This window comes from Wylensekiella montiformis, from assembly GCF_009697385.1.
Lineage (GTDB): Bacteria > Bacillota > Negativicutes > Selenomonadales > Selenomonadaceae > Selenomonas_A > Selenomonas_A montiformis.
The window spans coordinates 24,221-44,834 of sequence record NZ_VUNL01000004.1 but is presented as its reverse complement, the minus strand read 5'-3'; the positions used below and the strand labels follow the sequence as shown (position 1 = coordinate 44,834).

General features: G+C 59.0%; 16 protein-coding genes and 1 tRNA gene. 16 read left to right on the top strand and 1 reads right to left on the bottom strand.

Going from position 1 to position 20,614, the window contains the following annotated elements; genetic code table 11:
• The first annotated feature begins 70 nt into the window (after positions 1–70).
• The 6 genes from FYJ78_RS04445 to FYJ78_RS04420 all read left to right on the top strand — a co-directional run bounded on the left by FYJ78_RS04445 (position 71) and on the right by FYJ78_RS04420 (position 6,916).
• Positions 71–913 carry a sugar phosphate isomerase/epimerase family protein gene (locus tag FYJ78_RS04445; protein WP_154620215.1) on the top strand — a complete coding sequence of 281 codons (843 nt, stop codon included), beginning with the start codon at positions 71–73 and terminating at the stop codon, positions 911–913.
• 185 nt (positions 914–1,098) lie between these two features.
• Entirely contained in the window at positions 1,099–1,311 is a 213-nt protein-coding gene (gene secG, locus FYJ78_RS04440) for a preprotein translocase subunit SecG (protein ID WP_154620362.1), read from the top strand.
• A gap of 129 nt (positions 1,312–1,440) precedes the next feature.
• Complete coding sequence (locus FYJ78_RS04435) at positions 1,441–2,187, top strand: alpha/beta hydrolase (RefSeq protein ID WP_154620214.1); 747 nt, start codon at positions 1,441–1,443, stop codon at positions 2,185–2,187.
• A 65-nt stretch (positions 2,188–2,252) separates the two neighbouring features.
• Complete coding sequence (gene rnr, locus FYJ78_RS04430; RefSeq protein ID WP_154620213.1) at positions 2,253–4,922, top strand: ribonuclease R; 2,670 nt, start codon at positions 2,253–2,255, stop codon at positions 4,920–4,922.
• Between the two features lie 40 nt (positions 4,923–4,962).
• The gene (gene smpB, locus FYJ78_RS04425) at positions 4,963–5,436 is read left to right on the top strand and encodes an SsrA-binding protein SmpB (RefSeq protein ID WP_154620212.1); all 474 of its coding nucleotides are present in this window, start codon (positions 4,963–4,965) and stop codon (positions 5,434–5,436) included.
• Between the two features lie 133 nt (positions 5,437–5,569).
• Entirely contained in the window at positions 5,570–6,916 is a 1,347-nt protein-coding gene (locus tag FYJ78_RS04420; protein WP_195847864.1) for an amino acid permease, read from the top strand.
• 7 nt (positions 6,917–6,923) lie between these two features.
• On the opposite strand, the gene FYJ78_RS04415 is transcribed toward FYJ78_RS04420, so the two are convergent.
• Positions 6,924–8,030 (bottom strand): chemotaxis protein CheB, encoded by a 1,107-nt coding sequence (locus FYJ78_RS04415; protein WP_195847863.1) that lies wholly within the window; start codon positions 8,028–8,030, stop codon positions 6,924–6,926.
• A gap of 184 nt (positions 8,031–8,214) precedes the next feature.
• Between FYJ78_RS04415 and FYJ78_RS04410 the strand changes: the two genes are divergently transcribed.
• From FYJ78_RS04410 to FYJ78_RS04365, 10 genes are all read left to right on the top strand, one after another.
• Positions 8,215–8,787, top strand: a complete 573-nt coding sequence (locus FYJ78_RS04410; RefSeq protein ID WP_154620209.1) for a hypothetical protein — start codon at positions 8,215–8,217, stop codon at positions 8,785–8,787.
• 90 nt (positions 8,788–8,877) lie between these two features.
• Positions 8,878–8,953 (top strand) — tRNA-Thr (locus FYJ78_RS04405).
• A gap of 238 nt (positions 8,954–9,191) precedes the next feature.
• A complete protein-coding gene (locus FYJ78_RS04400) occupies positions 9,192–10,253 on the top strand; it encodes a tetratricopeptide repeat protein (protein ID WP_195847862.1) in 1,062 nt (353 codons plus the stop codon).
• A gap of 36 nt (positions 10,254–10,289) precedes the next feature.
• Positions 10,290–11,198 (top strand): AAA family ATPase, encoded by a 909-nt coding sequence (locus FYJ78_RS04395; RefSeq protein ID WP_154620208.1) that lies wholly within the window; start codon positions 10,290–10,292, stop codon positions 11,196–11,198.
• Between the two features lie 18 nt (positions 11,199–11,216).
• Positions 11,217–12,926, top strand: coding sequence for a vWA domain-containing protein (locus FYJ78_RS04390; RefSeq protein ID WP_154620207.1), 1,710 nt, complete (start codon positions 11,217–11,219; stop codon positions 12,924–12,926).
• An 84-nt stretch (positions 12,927–13,010) separates the two neighbouring features.
• Positions 13,011–14,102: an HD-GYP domain-containing protein gene (locus tag FYJ78_RS04385; protein WP_195847861.1), complete on the top strand. Its 1,092-nt coding sequence runs from the start codon at positions 13,011–13,013 to the stop codon at positions 14,100–14,102.
• A gap of 90 nt (positions 14,103–14,192) precedes the next feature.
• Positions 14,193–14,516 carry a metal-sensing transcriptional repressor gene (locus FYJ78_RS04380; RefSeq protein ID WP_154620206.1) on the top strand — a complete coding sequence of 108 codons (324 nt, stop codon included), beginning with the start codon at positions 14,193–14,195 and terminating at the stop codon, positions 14,514–14,516.
• A 25-nt stretch (positions 14,517–14,541) separates the two neighbouring features.
• A complete protein-coding gene (locus FYJ78_RS04375; RefSeq protein WP_154620205.1) occupies positions 14,542–17,088 on the top strand; it encodes a heavy metal translocating P-type ATPase in 2,547 nt (848 codons plus the stop codon).
• Positions 17,089–17,190: 102 nt separating this feature from the next.
• Positions 17,191–17,625 (top strand): hypothetical protein, encoded by a 435-nt coding sequence (locus FYJ78_RS04370; protein ID WP_154620204.1) that lies wholly within the window; start codon positions 17,191–17,193, stop codon positions 17,623–17,625.
• 129 nt (positions 17,626–17,754) lie between these two features.
• The gene (locus tag FYJ78_RS04365) at positions 17,755–20,556 is read left to right on the top strand and encodes a sigma-54-dependent transcriptional regulator (protein WP_154620203.1); all 2,802 of its coding nucleotides are present in this window, start codon (positions 17,755–17,757) and stop codon (positions 20,554–20,556) included.
• Positions 20,557–20,614: the final 58 nt, after the last annotated feature.

Genomic DNA, 20,614 nt, shown 5'->3' with positions numbered 1-20,614 from the left:
TTTTTTGCTGCGCTATGGTAAAATGAAAGTACTTACAAATCAAACCGAGAGGAAGAAAGGGAGCGGTTTTATGCAGTTGGGGATTCGCCTTCATGATCTGGCGCCGGGCTCGCTGGAGGAACGTCTGGTCTCGGCCCGCCGGCAGGGATTTTGCTGCGGTCATCTGGCGCTGAAAAAGGTGCTGAGCGATTATCCGGGCAATGAAGCGCTGACGCCCGGTTATGCGATGTATCTGCGCCGGTTGTTCCGCCGGTACGATATGGACGTGGCGGTGCTGGGCAATTATCAGAATCTGGGCAATCCGGATCCTGTGCAGCTGCGCGGGATCCAGCAGGGTTATTATGAACACATCCGCTTCGCGGCGCTGCTGGGCGCCGGCGTAGTTGGGACGGAGACGGGGGCGCCGAATGTCGGGTATATCGAAGATACGCCGGAGGGACGGTCGGAAGAGGCGCTGGCGGCGTTTATCCGCAATTTGCGCCCGGTCGTCGCCTGCGCGGAGCGCTTCGGCGTCATATTGGCCATCGAGCCGGTGTGCCGCCATATCGTTTATGATTCCAAGCGGGCGCTGACCGTGCTGCGCGAGATCGATTCGCCGAATCTGCGCATCATTTTTGATCCGGTCAATCTACTGGGGCCGCACAATGCAGACCACCGCCGACAGGTGATCCGCACGGCGATCGAGGATCTCGGCCCGTATATCGATGTGGTCCACCTGAAGGACTTCCGGCCCGCCGGGGATGGGCGTTCGCTGATCTCGACGGCCTGCGGGACCGGCTGCATGGATTACAGCGATATTCTTCATTTCATCCGCACCCGGAAGCCGTATATTCATGCGACGCTGGAAAACACGGTGCCGGACAATGCCGAAGCGGCGCGGGCTTTCATCGAAAAGGCATATGCGGAGGCATGAAAGGAAACCTGCTCATGGGGAGTTTTAGGCTTCCCATGACTCTGGTGGAATGAATCCGATGCTGATGGGGGTGATTTCCGGCGATTTATTTCGGATTTCTTGCAGTCCGGCGGTGTTTTATGGTAAGATAGAGTGGAAATTGTAAGGAAAGGAAGGCTTATCGATACATGTTGCTTACCATTTTGATGATTCTCGATGCACTGGTAGCAATTGTCCTCATCGCAGCGGTGCTCGGGCAGGAAGCCAAATCATCCGGCATGGGCGGGATGGGCGGTGGCGCAGATACTGTGTTTTCGAGCAAGGCCCGCGGTATGGATGCGTTGCTGGCGCGCGTGACTGTGATTTTCGCCGTCCTGTTCGCCGTCATCACGATTGTGATTGCCCGCATGACCAACTGATACGAGAAAACGTTCCCTGTTCTGCCGTTTCAGAGCAGGGCCTTTTTTTACGGCGGAGTGTGTGCGCGGTGTCTGCAGAGCGGATGAGGGGCGCATTCTGCTTTTGACGATGAGAGCGGGGGTGAGAAGATGATATTACCCGGAGCAGAGCCCTTTTTTCTGCCCGGCGGGGAAAAGGGCGTTTTGCTGATTCATGGCTTTACCGGGCTGCCGGCGGAGCTTCTGCTGATGGGCGATTTTCTGCAGAAGAAGGGATTTACGGTGCTTGGCGTCCGTCTGGCCGGACATGGGACGACGGTGGAAGATATGAGCCGTATGACCTGGGAAGACTGGATGGATTCCGTGCGCGACGGATATGCCGTGCTGGCGGGCTGCTGTTCCTCGGTCAGCGTGGTCGGTCATTCCATGGGAGGCCTTTTCGCGCTGCTTCTGTCTACGGAAGAACCGGTGGACCGGGTCGTTACGCTGGCCGCGCCGATCTATATTGCCGAGGAGCGGGGGTTGCGGTACCTGCCGCCGCGGGAGGTCTGCACGGGCCAGTTCGTTCCGAAGGCCCGCCGCCGTCTTTCGGGCGTGCCGCCGGCGGTGAACCGGACATACCGCCGGATGCCGCTGGTCGGCGTGCATGAGCTTGTCGATGTGATCGGCCGGACGAAGGGTTGCATCAGTCAGGTTACGGCGCCGGTGCTGATTATGCACAGCCGTGACGACCATACGGCGGATCCCCGGAGCGCGGAGTATATCTATGGACAGGTGAAAAGCAAGATCCGCCGAATTTTCTGGCTGGAAAAGTCCGGCCATCTGCTGCCCGTCGCAGCAGAGCGCGAAACCGTATTTGCAGAGGCAGCTGCCTTCCTGCAGGCGTCCGGCGAGTAAGGGACGCTTTTGCAGGAAAATCGAAGACTTGGTCGTAAAGGACCGCATAGGAGAAAAGAAAACGTATGGATTTAAAAGAAAGAATTGTCGCGTATATGCGCGAAGACGCTTATAAACCGCTGCTGGCAGAGGATCTGGCTGAAGGCATGGGGCTGACGCAGGAGGAGCTCGTGCATTTTGATGCGGCGCTGGAAGAACTGGAAAAGGAAGGCGTGGTCATCCGGAACCGCAGCGATCTCTATGGCCTGCCGTCCCGCATGCATCTGGTTGTGGGCCGTTTGTCGATGAGCGCCAAAGGGTTCGGGTTTATCATCCCGGATGTCCGTGCGAGCGAAGATGAAACGGATGTGTTTGTGCCGGGGCCGGGAATCGGCTCCGCGATGCACGGGGACCGGGTCGTGGCCCGTGTGACTCCGTCGGAGGAGCCCGGCCGCTCCCGCGAAGGAGAGATTCTGCGCATTTTGGAGCGGGCGAACGAGAAGATTGTCGGCACGTTCGAGCGCAGCAAGACGTTCGGCTTTGTGACGCCGGACAATACCAAGCTCACACAGGATGTATTTGTGCCGAAAAAAGCGTTCCATGGCGCCAAGACGGGAAGCAAGGTGGTCGTAAAGATCACGAAGTGGCCGGAGCGGCGCCGCAATGCGGAGGGCGAGGTCGTCGAGGTGCTCGGCAAGGCGGGCGATCCCGGCGTCGATGTGCTCTCGGTCATGCGTCAGTACGATCTGTCGGAGACGTTTCCGGAGGAGGTTCAGGCGGCAGCCGAAGCGGTGGAGCAGGAGCCGTCGCCGGAGGAATACCGGGGCCGCGCCGACCGCCGCAGCCTGCCGATCGTCACGGTGGACGGCGAGGACTCCAAGGATCTCGATGACGGAGTTTATGCGCGCCGGAATGAGGACGGATCGTTCTTCCTTGGCGTATACATCGCCGATGTCAGCTGGTATGTGCGCGAAAATCAGCCGCTGGACCGCGAGGCTCGTGAGCGCGGGACGAGCGTCTATCTCGTCGACCGCGTGATCCCGATGCTGCCGAAGGAGCTTTCCAACGGCATCTGCAGTCTCAATGCGGGCGTGGATCGCCTGTCCATGGCCTGTGAGATGCAGATTTCTCCGGAAGGCGAGGTCACAAGCTATGAGATTCTGCCGGCGGTGATTCATGTCTATCGCCGGCTGACGTATCATATCGTCAACAAGGTGCTCGTCGACCGGGAAGAGCCGTTCTTGTCGGACAATCAGGACATCCGCACCATGCTGGAAACGCTGGCCGATCTGCGCGGCGTGCTCAAGGAGAAACGCCATCGCCGCGGATCGATCGATTTCGAGTTGCCGGAAGTCAAGGTCAAGCTGGATGCGGAGGGGCATCCGGTGGCGCTCATCAAGCGCGAGGGATCGCTGGCGGAATCCATCATCGAGGAGTGCATGCTTGCGGCCAATGAGACGGTAGCCCGCCATATGGATGAAAAGCATCTCCCGTTTATGTACCGGGTGCATGAGCAGCCTTCCGCGGAGAAAATCGAGCGGTTTAATAACCTTTTGGCGGCGTTCGGGCTGTTTGTCCGTCCCGATGAAGCCGGACAGATTCGCCCGATGGATGTCCAGCGCGTGCTGTCCAAGGTGGAAGGCCGGCCGGAGGAGCGCATCATCAGCACGGTGGCGCTTCGCTCGATGCAGCAGGCCCGTTACTCAGAGCTCAGCCTCGGCCATTTCGGTCTGGCTGCGCGCTACTATACGCACTTCACGTCGCCGATCCGCCGCTATCCGGATCTTATCGTTCACCGGCTGCTGCGTGAGACGTTTGCGACGGGAACCATGCCGGCGGAACGTCAGGTGAAACTTCGTAGCGTCCTGCCGGAGATCGCCGAGCATGCCTCACAGCGCGAGCGCGTTGCGATCGAGGCGGAGCGCGAAACGACGGATATGAAGAAGATTGAATACATGGCGCAGTTTGTCGGCGAAACGTTCGACGGCATCATCAGCGGCGTTACGGCATTCGGCCTTTTTGTCGAGCTGGATAACGGCGTGGAGGGGCTGGTCCATGTATCGACAATGGTCAATGATTATTATGACTATGTGGAGGAGCAGTATGCCATGGTCGGCGAGCGCACGCAGAAGAAATACCGGCTCGGCGATGAGGTACAGATTCTGCTTGTCCGGGCCAATGTCGAGGAACGCAATCTGGACTTTGTGCTCAAGGACAATGGGGCTTACGATCCGGCGGCGATGAAAAACGCCGTGCGCGGCGGCCGCAAAGAGAGCTCTGCCGGGCATAAAGAGGAGAGAGGCAAAAAGCGCGGCGAAAGCCGGCCGGCGCGCGGGGAAAGTAGCAGGAAGCCGAAGATCCGGGATATTATTGCCGAGCCGGTAGAGGATGCCGGTACGCCGAAAAAGAAAAAGCACCGCGGCGGGCGGAACCGCAAGCGCGGCGCTTCGGGAGAAAAGCTTTCCCATCCGGAACCGGAAAAGAAAGGCAAGCGGGGTAAAGCGGCAGGAAAAGACCGGCGCCCGGCCGGAAAGGACGAGCGCCGGGGCGGTGCAGAGGGCCACAGCGGCCGTCCCGGTGCGGATTATCACCGCGTCCGCGTGACGGGACTCAACAGCGCGGTCTGGCCGGATCCGCCGGGCTATCACGAGCGCAAGATGCGGGAGGAAGCACAGGCCGGGCAGGCCGGCGGGGCGCCGAAGCATCGGCCGCGCCCGCATCATCGGACCGAGCGTTCAACCGGAAACAGCAAATGACGGGCGGAAGAAAACAGGGAATACGGCAAGGTGAGGAACATTGGGCAAGAAAAATATCGCGATAAAGATCGTCTGCGAGAATCGCAAGGCACGTCATGATTTCTTCATCCATGAAACCTTTGAAACCGGTCTGGCACTGCAGGGCACGGAGGTCAAGTCTCTGCGGGCCGGCCGGGCAAATCTCAAGGACAGTTATGCCGTCATCCGGAACGGCGAGGTTTTTGTGGAGCACATGCACATCAGCCCGTACGAGCAGGGGAATATCTTCAATCATGATCCGCTGCGCGCGCGCAAGCTGCTGATGCACAAGGCGGAGATCGTCCGGCTGTTCAGCAAGACGCGTGAAAAAGGGTATACGCTGGTGCCGCTCAAGGTGTATTTCAAGCACGGGCGGGCCAAGTTGGAACTGGCCCTTGCCAGCGGCAAGCACAATTACGACAAGCGGCAGGATCTGCAGGCCAGAGCGGCGAAGCGCGACATAGAGCGTGCGCTGAAGGACCGGCAGCGCGGCTGAAAAAGATTCACCGCCTTCCCGGAAACGGGCAGGCGGTGAATCTTTTTTTGGGGGGCGATGGTACGGAGTTGTAAAGGATTTGCTAATGATGGTATAATAGTCCGGTACGTTTGTTTTTTGGGAGATGAAGTTTATGAGTGAACCGATAAAAATGAAGCGCGGGCTGAAGAACCGTCATTTGCAGATGATCGCTCTCGGCGGAGCCATTGGAACCGGGCTTTTCTATGGTTCCGCATCGACGATCGCGCTGGCCGGCCCCGCGGTCATGCTGGCTTATCTGATCGGCGGCGCCGTGATTTTCTTTATCATGCGCATGCTCGGCGAAATGGCCGTGGACGAGCCGGTATCTGGCTCGTTCAGCTATTATGCGACGAAATACTGGGGACGGTTCCCGGGCTTTTTGTCCGGCTGGAATTATTGGTTCAATTATGTGCTGGTCTCTATGGCGGAGCTTACCGCCGTGGGGATCTATATGCAGTTCTGGTATCCGGATCTGCCGCAATGGGCGGCAGCGCTGGTCTGCCTGGTCGTGATCACGGCGGTCAATCTCATCAATGTCCGCCTGTACGGCGAATTTGAATTTTGGATGGCGCTCATCAAGATTTCCGCCATCGTGATGATGATCGTGATGGGGCTGTATCTGCTCTTCAGCGGCCCGCAGGCCTTTCCAGACAATTTCAGCAACCTCTGGCGCAACGGCGGATTTCTGCCGAATGGATGGTGGGGGCTGGCCCTGTCGGTTACGGTCGTTATGTTTTCCTTCGGCGGCATCGAACTGATCGGTATTACGGCGGGCGAAGCCGAAGATCCGGATCATACGATTCCGCGGGCGATCAATCAGGTCATCTGGCGGATCCTGCTGTTTTATGTCGGCACCATGGCCGTGCTTATGGCGCTTTGGCCGTGGAATCAGGTCGGCATGGAGGCCAGCCCGTTTGTCCAGATCTTTTCGTATGTCGGCGTTCCGGCGGCTGCACATATCCTGAATTTTGTCGTTCTGACGGCGGCGGTTTCCGTTTATAATTCCGCCATTTACAGCAACAGCCGGATGCTCTACGGACTGGCCACCAAGGAAGAGGCGCCGGAGTTTCTCGGCCGTCTTTCCGGCCGCGGTGTGCCGGTGCGCGGTATCTTCGTTTCCTCGGGCATCACGCTGATCTGCGTGGCGCTGAATTATTTTTTCCCGGGAAAAATTTTTATGTATCTGATGTCGGTGGCTACGATTGCGGCGACGATCAGCTGGATGGTCATAACGATCACGCATTTGAAGTTCCGCCGGCAATGCCGCCGGGAGGGGCGGGAAACGAAATTCCGGGCGCCGCTCTGTCCGGTGATCAATTATCTTTGCTTGGCGTTTTTGATCGGGATCTGGTTTTTCATGACGCAGATTCCGGACATGCGGCTGGCGGTCTGGCTTTTGCCGGTTTGGCTGCTGCTGCTTTGGGCGGGCTATCGGTTCCGCGAGTATCGGCGCGGATGAGCGGAGCTTAGCGCACGAGGCGGGAAATGGCACCGGCGAGGCCGGGCAGCGGAACCTGCTGCATGACGGCGCCGAGATCGAACGCCGCCTTCGGCATGCCGTATACGACGCTGGTCGCCTGATCCTGACCGAGCGTCAGCGCGCCCTGCTGACGCATGTGGAGAAGCCCTGCGGCGCCGTCGCGGCCCATGCCGGTCAGGATGACGCCGAGAGCCCGCGCGCCGATCTGGCTGGCTATGGAGTCAAACAGGACATCGACGGAGGGGCAGCAGCTGTGGACCGGCGGCCCGGGGCGGCAGTCGAGATAGATCCGGCCTTCGTGGCACCGGACGGTCATGTGGTGGTTTCCCGGCGCGATATAGACATGGTCCGGCTGAACCTCGTCGCCGGAAGCACCCTCTTTGATCGTCAGGACACATTCTTCGTTCAGGCGCTGCGACAGCAGCCGGGAGAACATCGGCGGGATGTGCTGGACGACGACGATCCCCGGCAGGGGCGGACGAAGCTGCGTCAATATGGCAGAGAGGGCTTCCGTGCCGCCCGTGGAGGAGCCGATGGCGATGATGCGGGTGTCCGGGCGCGGCGTCGGAAAAGTCTTTGGCTCCGGTGCTGCGCCCGGGCTGCGCGGCGCTGCCGGGGGGACCATGGCGGCATGCCACACTTCGCGCGTCACGATGGCGCCGGGGCCTACCATCTGTTCCTGCCCGGACGCGGCGTTGCGTTCGGGAGGACAGGAACAGATGAGCTTGGCCAGCTGGTCAAAGAAGGCGGCGCTGTTTTTTTCCGGCCCCGGTTTCGGCAGGTATTCGGCGGCGCCCATGTTCAGGGCGGTGTTCCGGCTGCCGGGAAGCAGTCCGTAGCTGATGACCGGCAGCTTCGGATGACGGCTGACGAGCAGCGGAAGAAACATGTTCCCGTCGACGGTGATGACTGCGAGGGAAAAGTTCAGAAGGATGAGGTTCGGCCGGAATAAGCCGATTTTGTTCCGGGCTTCCACCGGATCGCCGGCCTTTTCCAGCAGGCTGCCGGCGGGAAGGCGCTGCGCCAGCTCCCGTGTACAGGTGTCCTGAAAGAAGATGGAGTTGTCAATAATCAGTATTCGCAGTCCGCGCATGAAATCCCGTCCTCTCATCGTAGTATGGCCTTGTCCGTACCGTGTATTCAATATATTATTGTAACACAATCTACTTTGCGGTGAAAAGAAGGAAAATGACGGGCAATGTGGAAACTATAATCATACAGAACTTATCTATGGAAAGATCGTATCGGATTCAGAAAGAGATAGGAGTGTTGGCGAGATGAATCGAATCAGTACATGTTTTGCAGCGGCCGGGATTGCCGCTTCACTGTTTTTTGCTCAGGGGCAGGCGGACGCCATGATGGTCACAGGCATCAGCCAGAGTATGACGATTGCGGATAAGACGGTGACCGCATCGGATCAGGACGGGCAGAACATCAAGTTTGTCTCCGACGGACGTGTGCTGCGTCTTATGAGCGCCGACGGGACAAAGGATTTCCTGTCGTTCAACAGCTTTGACGGGCATTATACGGGAGTGAATTTTCAGGTGCGCGCCATCGAAACGACGGACCCGGGCATGCGTCTGTTTGAGATCATCGCCGTGCGCGGCGCACAGGACAAAAACTGTGGATATTGGCTGGTCGGCAAACATAACGGACTTTGGACGACATATATTTCGTGGAACAGCCTGTCGAATCTCGGATTCCGTGTGGATCGCTGGCATCGGATCGTTTCGCAGATCGTTGATCAGCAGCTGATTATCACGAGCACGGACGGCTACGGGCGGACGGACTTCCAGGCGCAGGCATTCTGGGACGCTTCCTGCCAGTGGTTCGGATTGAAAAAGATGTGACGATCGTTTCGATCGGATAAAAATAATAGTTGACAGGATGAGATCGATCCGCTATAATATATTTTGTCAGTCGCGCAAGCGGTTGGTTGTGCTGATTTAGCTCAGTTGGTAGAGCAGCTCATTCGTAATGAGCAGGTCGTAGGTTCAAGTCCTATAATCAGCTCCATAGTACATTCAAGACTCCCGGTGATCGGGGGTCTTTTTTTGCAGAAATTGGGCCGGACGGCAGGATTTTTCCCGGACGGCGAAGAAAAAAACGAAGAAACAAAGCATGGATGTTGCGGCAGATTTTAATCCAAATATAAAAATCAATTAATGACTTTGTCAACTATTTCTTTTATGATGGGAAAATGGAGATCATGGAGACATTGCGGGGAAACCTGCTCATTGAAGAAGGTGTTGGAATGAGGAATTGGTTGACGGCGATGGCGGTGTTTTTTCTGGTGTTGGCGGCGGCAGCGGCCGGTGAAGCGTCGCCGCAGCGCATTACGGCCACCGGGGTTTATGTGATGGGGGAGAATGATTCGCCCCGCATCGCGAAGGACGCGGCGCGGCAGGAAGCCATGCGAATCGCCGTGGAAAAGGCGGGCGTTTATGTGGAGAGTTATTCCCGGTCCGAGAATATGACGCTGACGGAAGACGATGTGCGCGTTTTATCCGGCGCGGTGCTGAAGGTGACTTCGGAGAAGGATGTGCCCGAGCTGCTGGGGAATGTCTGGCGCTATACCGTGACATTGACCGCAGAAATCGATCCGGATAAGATGGATCTCAAAGCGATGATGCAGAAGCGCGAGGAATTGGAAAAGCTGCAGAAGGAGAGGGATGATCTGCGCAAGCAGAATGAGGAGCTGCTGGAAAAATACAAGGAGGCCGCCGGTTCGGAAAAGGATCGGCTGGGGACAAAGCTGGAAAAACAGTATACGCTGGGGCAGATTTTTGATCGCTGCGTGTCTTTGATTCAGCGCGGCGAGCATCAGACGGCGGTTCGTGAGCTGACGGCCGTGATCGGGGACCGGTCGGTTACGGACAGCCCGCTGGCATACGCTTATTATCTGCGCGGCCGGGCTTATTATGAGCAGCATGCGGAGCGGCGGGCGCTGGAGGATTTCAATGAAACGCAGCGTATTCCGCATGATGACGGCGTGTATCCGGTCTGGCGCGCGCATTATTACCGCGGCAGGATTTATTACGATCGCGGGCGCTGGCAGGATGCCTGTGAGGAGCTTCGGCTGGCATGGGATGCGTCGGGGCATAATGATCCGGAGATCGGCGCCGCCCTGCGCCGCGCCGAGGCGAAGGCTCATCCCGCGGAGGCGGCGCCGTCCGGTCATGGCGTGGACTGGGGGAAAATCATCGGTGAAATCATCGACGGAACCATCAACAGCCGGCGGAGCCGCCATCTCATGCCGGAGCAGCCCGCCTTTCGCCTGACCGAGAGGGAGGGCTGCCGGAACAGGATGCGTTGAGCGTGGAAAGCGATTCAAGAGAGAAGAGGAGAGGTTATGCTGGAGTTTTGGCGGGAGCAGGGAGTTTCCGAGGCGCTGCTGCGCGGTGTGGAGGAATATCGCCGCCGGTATCCGTGGCAGGGCGGCCGCGGCCTGGCGCGTCCGAGGTACCCGTATTACGGCCGGGAGGTGCTGGAAGCGGCGGCCGCTGCTATGCTGGCCGGGGAAAATCTGCTGTTGGCCGGGCCGAAGGCCACGGGGAAAAATGTGCTGGCGGAGACGCTGGCGGCGGCCTTCGGGCGTCCGGACTGGAATGTTTCGTTTCATATCAATATGGATGCCGCTTCTTTGCTGGGAACCGATACCTTTCGCGACGGAGCGGTCGTATTCCGGCCGGGGCCGGTTTATGCCTGCGCTTCGGCGGGCGGTTTTGGCATTCTCGATGAGATCAATATGGCGCGCAATGAGGCGCTGGCTGTTCTTCATTCGCTGCTGGACTTTCGCCGGATTCTCGATGTGCCGGGACAGGGGAGGCTGCAGCTTCATCCGGCCGCGCGGTTTGTCGCAACGATGAATCACGGCTATGCGGGAACGCGCGAACTCAACGAAGCGCTGGCCTCGCGCTTCGTGGTGCTGCAGATGCCGCCGCTTGACGGGGAAGGTCTGGAAAAGCTGCTCGGTGCGGAGTTCCCGCGCCTGAGCGGAAAGGGACGGGCTTTGTTTGCCGGGCTTTTCCTCGATTTGCGGCAGAAGTATGAGAATGCGGAGATTTCCGGCAAGGCTGTGGATCTGCGCGGCCTTCTGGACGCATTGCGCCTTGCAGAGCTCGGGCTTCCGGTGCGTCGGGCGCTGGATATGGGCATTACGAATAAATGCTTTGACGAAGAGGAGCGGAATCTGGTGGCGGACAGCATCTCGCTGCGGATTTCTCCGCATATGATGGGCGAAGCGCTGTTTGCGCGCTGATCCGCCGGGAGGATCGTCATGGAAGAGATTTGGGGACGCGGCACCCGTCAGCGCCGGGCGCTGAATATGGTCTGGACGGCGGCGGGGGAGTACGGCTTCCTTCCGGATTTTCTGGCGTTTCACAGGGACGGCAGTCCGGATCTTTATCTGAACTCGGTGGTCGGGTTTGCGCACAGGTTTTACGATCAGCAGCTGCTGCATGCGTATGTCTGCCGGCTCGATGAGTCGCTGCTGCGGGAATTGTTTTCGGATATTTTGTGGCTGGGGATAGAGCATGCCGTATATGACCGTGAACTCCCGCAGCGGCCGGTGATGGCCGACCTGCGCCGGGAGCATGCCCGCCGCTTTCTGCTGGATCAGGAGGATCTGCCGATGCAGCAGCTGATGATGCGCAGCGAGCTGATTCATACGCTGAAGGCAGGCCGCTGCCGCGAGGTGCTGACGGGAAGGCCGGGCATACGGAATCCCTGGGATAAAGCCTTGTATGAGGCGCTGAAGTATCCGGGCCGCCTTACTACGGAAGAAATCATCGGACACACGGAGGATGTTCTCCGGCGTTTTTTCGTCTTTCGCTTTGCCGATCTTCGTCATCGGCGCGTCTGGCATATTTCGCTGGGCAGCCGGCTGAATGCCTGGCTGCGCCGTATTCTGCCGGCAGAGCAGCGCCGCGGGGCCGGCATGCGGCGTCTTCAGGCGGCGCTTCCGGCGGAGCATGGCGGGGCGCTTCCGGCGGAAACGTTTCGCGGATGGGACGGAAGCGCTGGCGCGCAGCGGGCTTTGGCGGAGGTTCGCCAGACCTTCGGCAATCCTCTTTTCAGCGAAACGAAACGCCTCCAGATTGAGCGGGAGCTTTGCGTCGGCGCACATCGCCGCGCGCAGCTCTATTTTGCCCGCGGCGGGAAAAATGAAGCCGGAAGCCATGCGGCGAACCGGGCGTTTTTTGCGGCGAACCGGACCCGTTACCGGCTGGCGATCCGCCAGCTGCGCCGCAGGGTGCAGAGCAGCCTGTCCGTCTGTCGTCAGCCTGTGGAGCTTCGCGGGAAGACCGGATGCTTTCGTCCCGGACTCGTCTGGCAGGCCCTGAAACAGAATGACAGCCGGGTCTTTACTCTGCGGCGCGAGTGCAGCAGGGCATCGTTTGATGTCATGCTGCTGCTCGACGCCTCCGAATCGAGAGTCGGCCAGCAGGCGCTGATCGCTTCGCAGGCCTATGCCATCGCGTCGGCCCTTTGCCTGTGCCATATACCGGTTCAGGTTGTATCGTTCTGTAGTACCCACGGCGTTACGGTGTTCTGTCAGCTCAAGGCATTGGAAGAGGAAAGCTGTGAGGGGATTTTCGATTATTCGGCGCAGGGCTGGAACCGTGACGGACTGGCTCTTGCCGGGGCGGAGCGGATGCTGCGGCAGGAGGGACGTTCCTCGCTGATGCTCGTTCTGACTGACGCCCGGCCCGGCGACGATCTGGGGCTTTCGGCGGACGGTCTCCGGCCGGGCCGCCGTTATATGGGCGAGTCAGCCGTGCAGGATGCCGCTGCCGCCGCGCGGACGCTGCGCCGTCATGGGGTGAAACTGGTCGGACTGATCAACAGCGTTTTGCCGGAAGCGGTGACGGGGCCTGCGGTGCGGGAGATTTACGGGAAGGACAGCGCCCGCATTGAGGAAATCGGCCGTCTTTCCCGGACTGTCGGCACATGGATCGTGCGCCAGATCGGGCAGGATGCCGGCTGACTTGATTTTTTCAGAAAAACAGGGCAGAATAGAATAAGCTGTTTGGGGGAGAATATCGTTTGAGGAACAGGGGGGGATGAGAGAATGCAAATCTATCAGATGCGGCAGACGTCGGTACTGGCCGTGGATGGCAGCGGGGAGGCTCTTCGGAAGCTTCGGCAGATCTTGTCCTCGCGCGTTACCTTTACGGGGCTGTCGGCGGGAAGGGAGCTGCTGACGTATCTGAGATGGAATGCTGTGGATCTGGTGTTGCTTTCGACGGCGCTTCCGGACAGCGATGGCTTTGAGCTGCTGCGCTGTATCCATGAGGATGAGAAGCTGCGAAGCATTCCGGTCATCATGATGACGACGGATCAGAGTCAGAAGGCCGAAGCGGCCATTACTATGGCCGGTGCGTTTGATATTATCCGCAAGCCGTTTGTGCCGATCATCGTGGTCAAAAAAGTCGAGCAGGTATTGGAGCTGGAGTATCTGCACCGCCATCTGCGCAGTGAGGTCCGGCGGCAGACAAAGCTCGCTGAGGAGCGGCTGGAATCCAGCCGGCGGCTGTTCGGGCAGATGGTCATGGCGCTGTCGGAGACGATCGATGCCAAGGATGCGTATACGCGCGGCCATTCGCGCCGGGTTGCCCGCTATGCCCGCATGATCTCCGCCAGAATCGGCTGGCAGAACGAGGAGAAAGTGAAAATTTATCAGATGGGCCTGCTGCATGATATTGGCAAGATCGGCGTGCCGGAGGCGATCATCAATAAGCCGGACCGCCTTACGGAAGAGGAGTATGCGAAGATTCGCGAACATACGGTGATCGGCTCGAAGATTCTGGGACAGGTCGAGGAGTTTCCGGAGCTGGCTATTGGCGCCCGTTCGCATCATGAGCGCTTTGACGGCCGGGGCTATCCGGACGGGATGGCCGGCGAGGCCATTCCGGTTTATGCGCGCATTATCGCCGTGGCGGATTCTTACGATGCTATGACATCGCGGCGCAGCTACCGCGATATTCTGCCGCAGCATGTGGCGCGTGAGGAGCTTCTGAGGGGCGCGGGATCGCAGTTTGATCCGCGCTTCGTGAAGGTCATGGTGCAGATTATCGATGAGGATGTGGATTATCTGCTGCATGAGCACGATCAGGAGGAAGATCAGATACGGACAGCGATACAGGCGGGACAGCCGGGGTAAAAAAACCGGCTGTTTTCTTTTTGCTTGACATATACCCATATAGGGTATATGATACCGGCATAGGGTATATGAAGACAGGAGGTGAACCGGATGGAAGCGGACGGAAAGAGAACGGGCTGCTGTCAGGAGGTAAGACATAAGTTCCGGGACCGGAACGGCGAGGAATATCAGTGCCTGATCCGGCGGCTGAACCGAATCGAGGGGCAGATTCGCGGGATTCACAAGATGGTGGAGGACGACCGGTACTGCGTGGATATCCTGACACAGGTCAGTGCGGTGCAGGCTGCGCTGCATGCGTTTACCAAGGAGCTGTTGAATCGTCATATTCACAGCTGTGTGGTCGAAGATATCCGCGCCGGTCATGACGAGGCAGTGGACGAGCTTTGCGCGCTGCTGCAGAAGGTGATGAAATGAGCGCGGGGATGAGAAAGGAGCGGCGATGAAAAAGGAGAAATTTGAAGTCACCGGCATGACCTGTTCGGCGTGTTCGTCGCGGGTTCAGCGGGCAGTGGAGAAGCTTGTGGGAACCCGCGCGGTTCAGGTGAATCTGCTGACGGGCAGCATGCAGCTGGAATTTGACGAGAAAAAGACGAGTGAGGCGGCGATCATCGCTGCGGTAAAGCAGGCGGGGTACGGCGCGTCCCTCCCGGGCAGGGCGGACGCGCCGGCTGCGCCGGAGAAGAATGTGTCCGAGCGGCAGGCGGAGGAGCTGTATTCCCGGCTGTGGCGTTCGGTGCTGTTTCTGCTGCCGGTTCTGTATCTTTCCATGCACAGCACGGTTCTTGCATGGCTGGGCCTCCCGGTGCCGGAACTCGTGCGGGAGGTTTTTGACGGTCCGGAAAACGCGGTCAGCTTCGCCTTTGCGCAGTTTTTGCTGGTGCTCCCCATCATGTATCTGAACCGCAGGTTTTATATCGTGGGGTTCCGCACCTTGCTGCAGGGCGCGCCCAATATGGACACGCTGGTCGGCATGGGCTCGATGGCCTCGGCGCTGTTTGGCGTTTTTGCGATTTTCCGCATGGGCTGGGGTCTGGGGCATGGCGATATGGAGCTGGCGGCCGGCTACAGCAGGAATCTTTATTTTGAGTCGGCCGGCATGATTGTCACGCTCATCACGGTCGGTAAATATCTGGAGGCTCGCGCCAAGCGGCAGACCGGGCGGGCGCTGGAAGCGCTCATGGATCTCGCGCCGAAGCAGGCGACGGTTCTGCGTGATGGCACGGAGACGGTCGTTCCGGTGTCTGAACTGGCGGCCGGCGATACGGTCGTAGTGCGTCCCGGCGAGCAGATTCCTGCAGACGGAACGATTTTGTATGGATCGACAAGCGTCGATGAGTCGGCTATTTCCGGCGAGAGCATGCCCGTCGCGAAGGCGGCCGGCGATGCGGTCATTTCCGCGACGATCAATCAGACCGGATTTATCCGGTTCCGCGCGGACCGCGTCGGCGAAGATACGACGATCCGTCAGATCATCCGGCTGGTCGATGAGGCCAGCGCCTCGAAGGCTCCGATTGCGCGTATGGCGGACCGGATCGCCGGGGTATTCGTTCCGGCGGTGATGCTTGTGGCCGCGATAACCGGTGCGGTCTGGCTGGCGCTCGGCGCGGGGACGGAGTTCGCGTTTTCTTCGGCGATTGCGGTTCTCGTGATTTCCTGTCCCTGTGCGCTCGGACTGGCGACGCCGGTGGCCATCATGGTCGGCACGGGCAAGGGTGCAGAAAACGGGATTCTGATCAAGTCGGGGGAAGCGCTCGAAAGGGCCCATGACATCGATACGGTGGTCATGGATAAAACCGGTACGATCACGGAAGGGCGGCCGCGGGTCACTGCGGTGGACCCGTTTGGCATGGACGAGGCGCTGTTCCTTGCGGCAGCGGCGGGATTGGAGCAGGGCAGTGAGCATCCATTGGCTGAGGCGGTTACGTCGTATGTGGCGGCAAGGGGAATCGCGCCGCAGCCGATGGAGCATTTTGAAGCGATCGCCGGACGCGGCGTCCGGGCGGAGTCGTCCGGTGCGGTCTGGCTGGCCGGCAATGCGGAGTTTTTGCGGGAGCAGGGCATCGATATGACTCCGTATGAACAGCGGCTGAACGCGCTGGCCGATTCGGGATGCACGCCGCTTTTGTTTGCCTGCGGCGGAACGGCTGCCGGCCTCATCGGCGCGGCGGATGTGGAAAAGCCGACGAGCGCCGGGGCCATCCGACGTTTCCGGCAGATGGGCATCGATGTGATCATGCTGACGGGAGACAATGCCCGCACGGCGGAAGCGATCCGCCGCCGTCTGGACATCCCGCGGGTGATCGCCGGCGTGCTGCCGCAGAACAAGGCGCAGCATATCGCTGCGCTGCAGGCTGCCGGACATAAGGTGGCGATGATCGGCGACGGCATCAATGATGCGCCGGCACTGGCGCAGGCGGATGTCGGCATCGCGATCGGCGCGGGGACGGATGTGGCCATCGAAAGCGCCGATGCGGTGCTGATGCGCAGCGATCTTTTGGATGCAGTCAGTGCGGTGAGGCTTTCCCGAGCCGTGATCCGCAACATCCGGCAGAATCTGTTCTGGGCGTTCTTTTACAATGTGGTCTGTATCCCGCTGGCCGCGGGCGTGTTTTTCCCGTCCTTCGGCCTTCGGCTTTCGCCGATAGCCGGCGCTGCGGCCATGAGCCTGTCCAGCGTCAGCGTGTGCCTCAACGCTCTGCGCCTGCGCCGGTTCCGCCCGGACGCGCTGCCGCAGACAGAACAGCAGGAAAAAGAAGGAAGAATTCAGAAAGAGGAGTGCAGTATGGAAACAACATTGAACATTCAGGGTATGATGTGTGCGCATTGCCAGAAGCATGTAACCGAGGCTTTGTCGGCGATGCAGGGCGTCTGCGAGGTCCATGTGGATCTTGAGCAGGGCACGGCGAACGTCAGGGCCGACCGGGATATCCCGCGGGCAGAGTTTCAGAAGGTCATAGAGGAAGCTGGCTACGAGCTTGTCGGTTGATCCCTTGCGGGCGGCGCTTTCCCAAAGAGGCAGGCGCCGCTTTTTCGTTGTTTTTTCCGGCGGATATGATACAATAAAAAGAACAGGAAAGGTGGTTTTTTCATGAAAAAATATATCGCTGCAGCAGCGCTGATCGTTCTGCTCCTCTCCGGTACGGCGATGGCCGCTTCGCCGGATGCCGCGGCTTTTTCGGGGGAACAGGATATCGCTGGAAAATGGGTAGACACGATGCTGGTGAAACGGGACTCTTCCGCGGCATTGAAACTGATGGCCGGCGATGCGCAGAAAGAGATAGACAAGGCGAAGCTCAATACACTGAGCGGCGATATCGCCAGCCGGCTGGGACAGCTGAAGGAACGCCGGTTTGTGAGCTGGACCCGTTTCGATCAGGCGGATCAGATGATCTATCTCATGACCTTTGAAAAGGAACCGGCTGTGCGCTGCGCGCTGCTCTTTGACAAGAAGGGCCAGCTGCAGAATTTTGCGCTGACGCCGCTCAAGGAGAAGGCGGAGAAGCCGGCTGCGAAAAAGAAATAAGCGAAAGCGGATGGAGCAGGAAAGAAGCTTCGCCGTCTCCCTGACCGGGAGCACGGCGGGATCTTTCCTGTTTTTTGATACACATGATATAATAATACAATCAAGAGTATCAGAAATGAGGCGGTACAGATGAGACGCGGAGAGCGTATTTACCAATACATCAGGGAACAATCCACAAAGTATACCAAGGCGCAGCTGAAGGGGACAGTCGGACTGGACGCGCAGGAAATCGCGGCGGCGCTGGACATTCTGCGGAATAATGTTTCCAAGGAGCTCAATGAGCTGCATCGTCAGGGGCGGATTGTGAAGTTTTCGGGGCGGCCGGTGCGGTATTTCGACCGGGATGCGCTGGAAACGCTGCTTCATACGGATTTCGGGCCGAAGCCCTGCATTTTCCGCGATATCGATGAGTGCCGGAAACTGAGCGGCGATGAGGAGGAATCGAATCCGTTCGCGCATTTGATCGGCGCGGACCGGAGCCTCAAACGGCAGGTGGAGCAGGCCAAGGCGGCGATCCTCTATCCGCCGGACGGCCTGCATACGCTGATCGTCGGCCAGACCGGCGTGGGCAAGACTTTGTTTGCGCATCTGATGTTTTCCTATGGCAAGGTAATGCACCGCTTTGCCGAGGACGCGCCCTTTGTGACATTTAATTGTGCGGATTATTACAATAATCCGCAGCTGCTGATCTCCCATGTGTTCGGCCATATCAAGGGCGCCTTTACCGGAGCGGATTCGTCCCGGGCGGGGCTGGTGGAGGAGGCGGACGGCGGCGTTCTGTTCCTCGATGAGATTCACCGCCTCCCGCCGGAAGGCCAGGAGATGATCTTTTATTTCATGGATACGGGATCGTTCAACCGGCTCGGAGAGACGACCCGCAGCCGCCATGCCAAAGTGCTCATCATCGGCGCGACGACGGAAGATCCGGATTCAGCGCTGACCAAGACCTTCGTGCGGCGCATCCCGAACATCATCACGATCCGTCCGCTAGCGGAACGCACGCTGGAGGAAAAGCTCGATATCCTGAAGCTGCTGTTCATGGATGAGGCGCAGCGTGTCAAAAAGCCGATCCGCATCAGCGTGGAGTCGGTCAAAGCGCTGATCGGCAGCATCGGCGGCGGCAATGTCGGCCAGCTGAAATCGAACATCAAGCTGCTCTGCGCGCAGGCGTTTCTCAATGGCATCGACAATCCGAACTACATTGAAGTGGATTTTAAGATGCTGCCGCCGAACGTCAAGGACGGGCTGCTGACCCTGTCGGCGAACCGGCAGGCCCTGACGGAGCTCACGAAGTATGTCAGCGAGCCGCTGGTCGTATCGCCGCCGGGCGGCTCGTTTCAGATGGAGGATGATGCGTCCGGCAGCGAGAACGGCTTCAACCTGTATCAGGTGGTTGAGGACAAGGTGGCATTGCTCAAGGGCGAGGGGATCAGCGATGATCTGATCAAGCAGATCGTCGCCACGGATGTCAATGTCTATGTCAAGGATCTGTATAACAAAAAGCATTCGGTCAATATGACGACGCGTGAGCGGCTGCTGAAAATCGTCGATGCTTCGCTGGTTGATTTTTCGGAGCAGATTTCCCTTTATGTGCAGAAGCGCATGAACCGCAGCTACCGCGACCGGTTCCTCTATGCGTTCAGCCTGCACTTGTCGGCCTTTTTGAAGCGGGCCAAGTCCAACGAAGCCATTACGCATACGGAGATCGAGGGCGCAGTGCGGCAGGACTCGGAATGCCAGCAGGTTGCCGGAGAAATCGGCCGTCTGATCGAGAACCATTACCATATCAAGGTGCCGGCTAACGAAATCGAATATATTGCGCTGCTGCTGGAATCGGCGGATGATGAGGACGATTCAGATGAAAAGGTCACCATTCTCGTGGCGACGCATGGGAAAAGCACGGCCAGCTCCATGGTCGATGTGGCGCAAAAGCTGTTCAGCTCGATGGATACGAATATCATCGCCGTGGATATGCCGCTGGAGGTCGGGCCGCAGGAGATCTTTGACAAGACCGCGGCGATGCTGCGGTCCATGAGCTGCCGGAAGGGCGTGCTGATCCTGGCGGATATGGGCTCGCTCTGCAACATCGGCGCCATGCTGTCGGAAAAGCTGAAGATTCCGGTCCGGACGCTGGACATGGTATCGACGCCATTGATTCTGGAAGCGATGCGCAAGGTGGACATCGCCGGCATGGATCTGGACGGCATTTATGAGTCGCTGCGCAGCTTTAAGGGGTATGAAGCCGTCGATACCGCGGAGGAAGAACATCCTGCGGGCGGCAGCCCCGAGGCGATCATTACGATCTGCTCGTCCGGTCAGGGCGCGGCGCTTAAGCTGAAAACGCTGGTCGAGGATGTCCTGCATCATGCGGGGCGGGCGATGGAGGTCCTTCCTGTCGGCCTGTCGCGGCTGGAGGAAAGGCTGGAAGAGATCAGCCGGACCTATCGCATCGTGGCGGCCGTCGGCATGAAAAAGCCGAAAATGGACATCCCGTTTATCCCGCTGGAGCAGCTGATCGACGGTTCGGGCGAACAGCTGCTGACGGAGCTGGTGCTGGATCGGCGCGTGACCATGACGCCGCAGCGCCGGAGCAATCTGGTGGTGCAGAAGCTGTGCGAGGAGTCCCTGCAGAAATTCCTGACCTATCTGAATCCGGCCAAGGTGATGGGCGTTTTGATGGAGTTCGATTACCGGCTGGAAAAGACGCTGGGCATCCGCCTGTCCAACCCGCTCCGCATCCGCCTGCTCGTTCACTGCGGCTGTGCTTTGGAGCGCATTGTCACGCGCAGCCCGCTGGTCTATAAGGGCGACAGAGGGCAGCTCGATGAGCGCAAGCTGTCGGCGGTCCGGGAGGCCGTCAGAGTATTCGATGATACGCTGAAGCTGCGCGTTGATGAGGATGAAATCTGCTTTATGGCAAATATGATCTGATAAAAAACGATACGATACAATACACTATGGCGAAAAAACGAGCCATAGTGTATTTTTA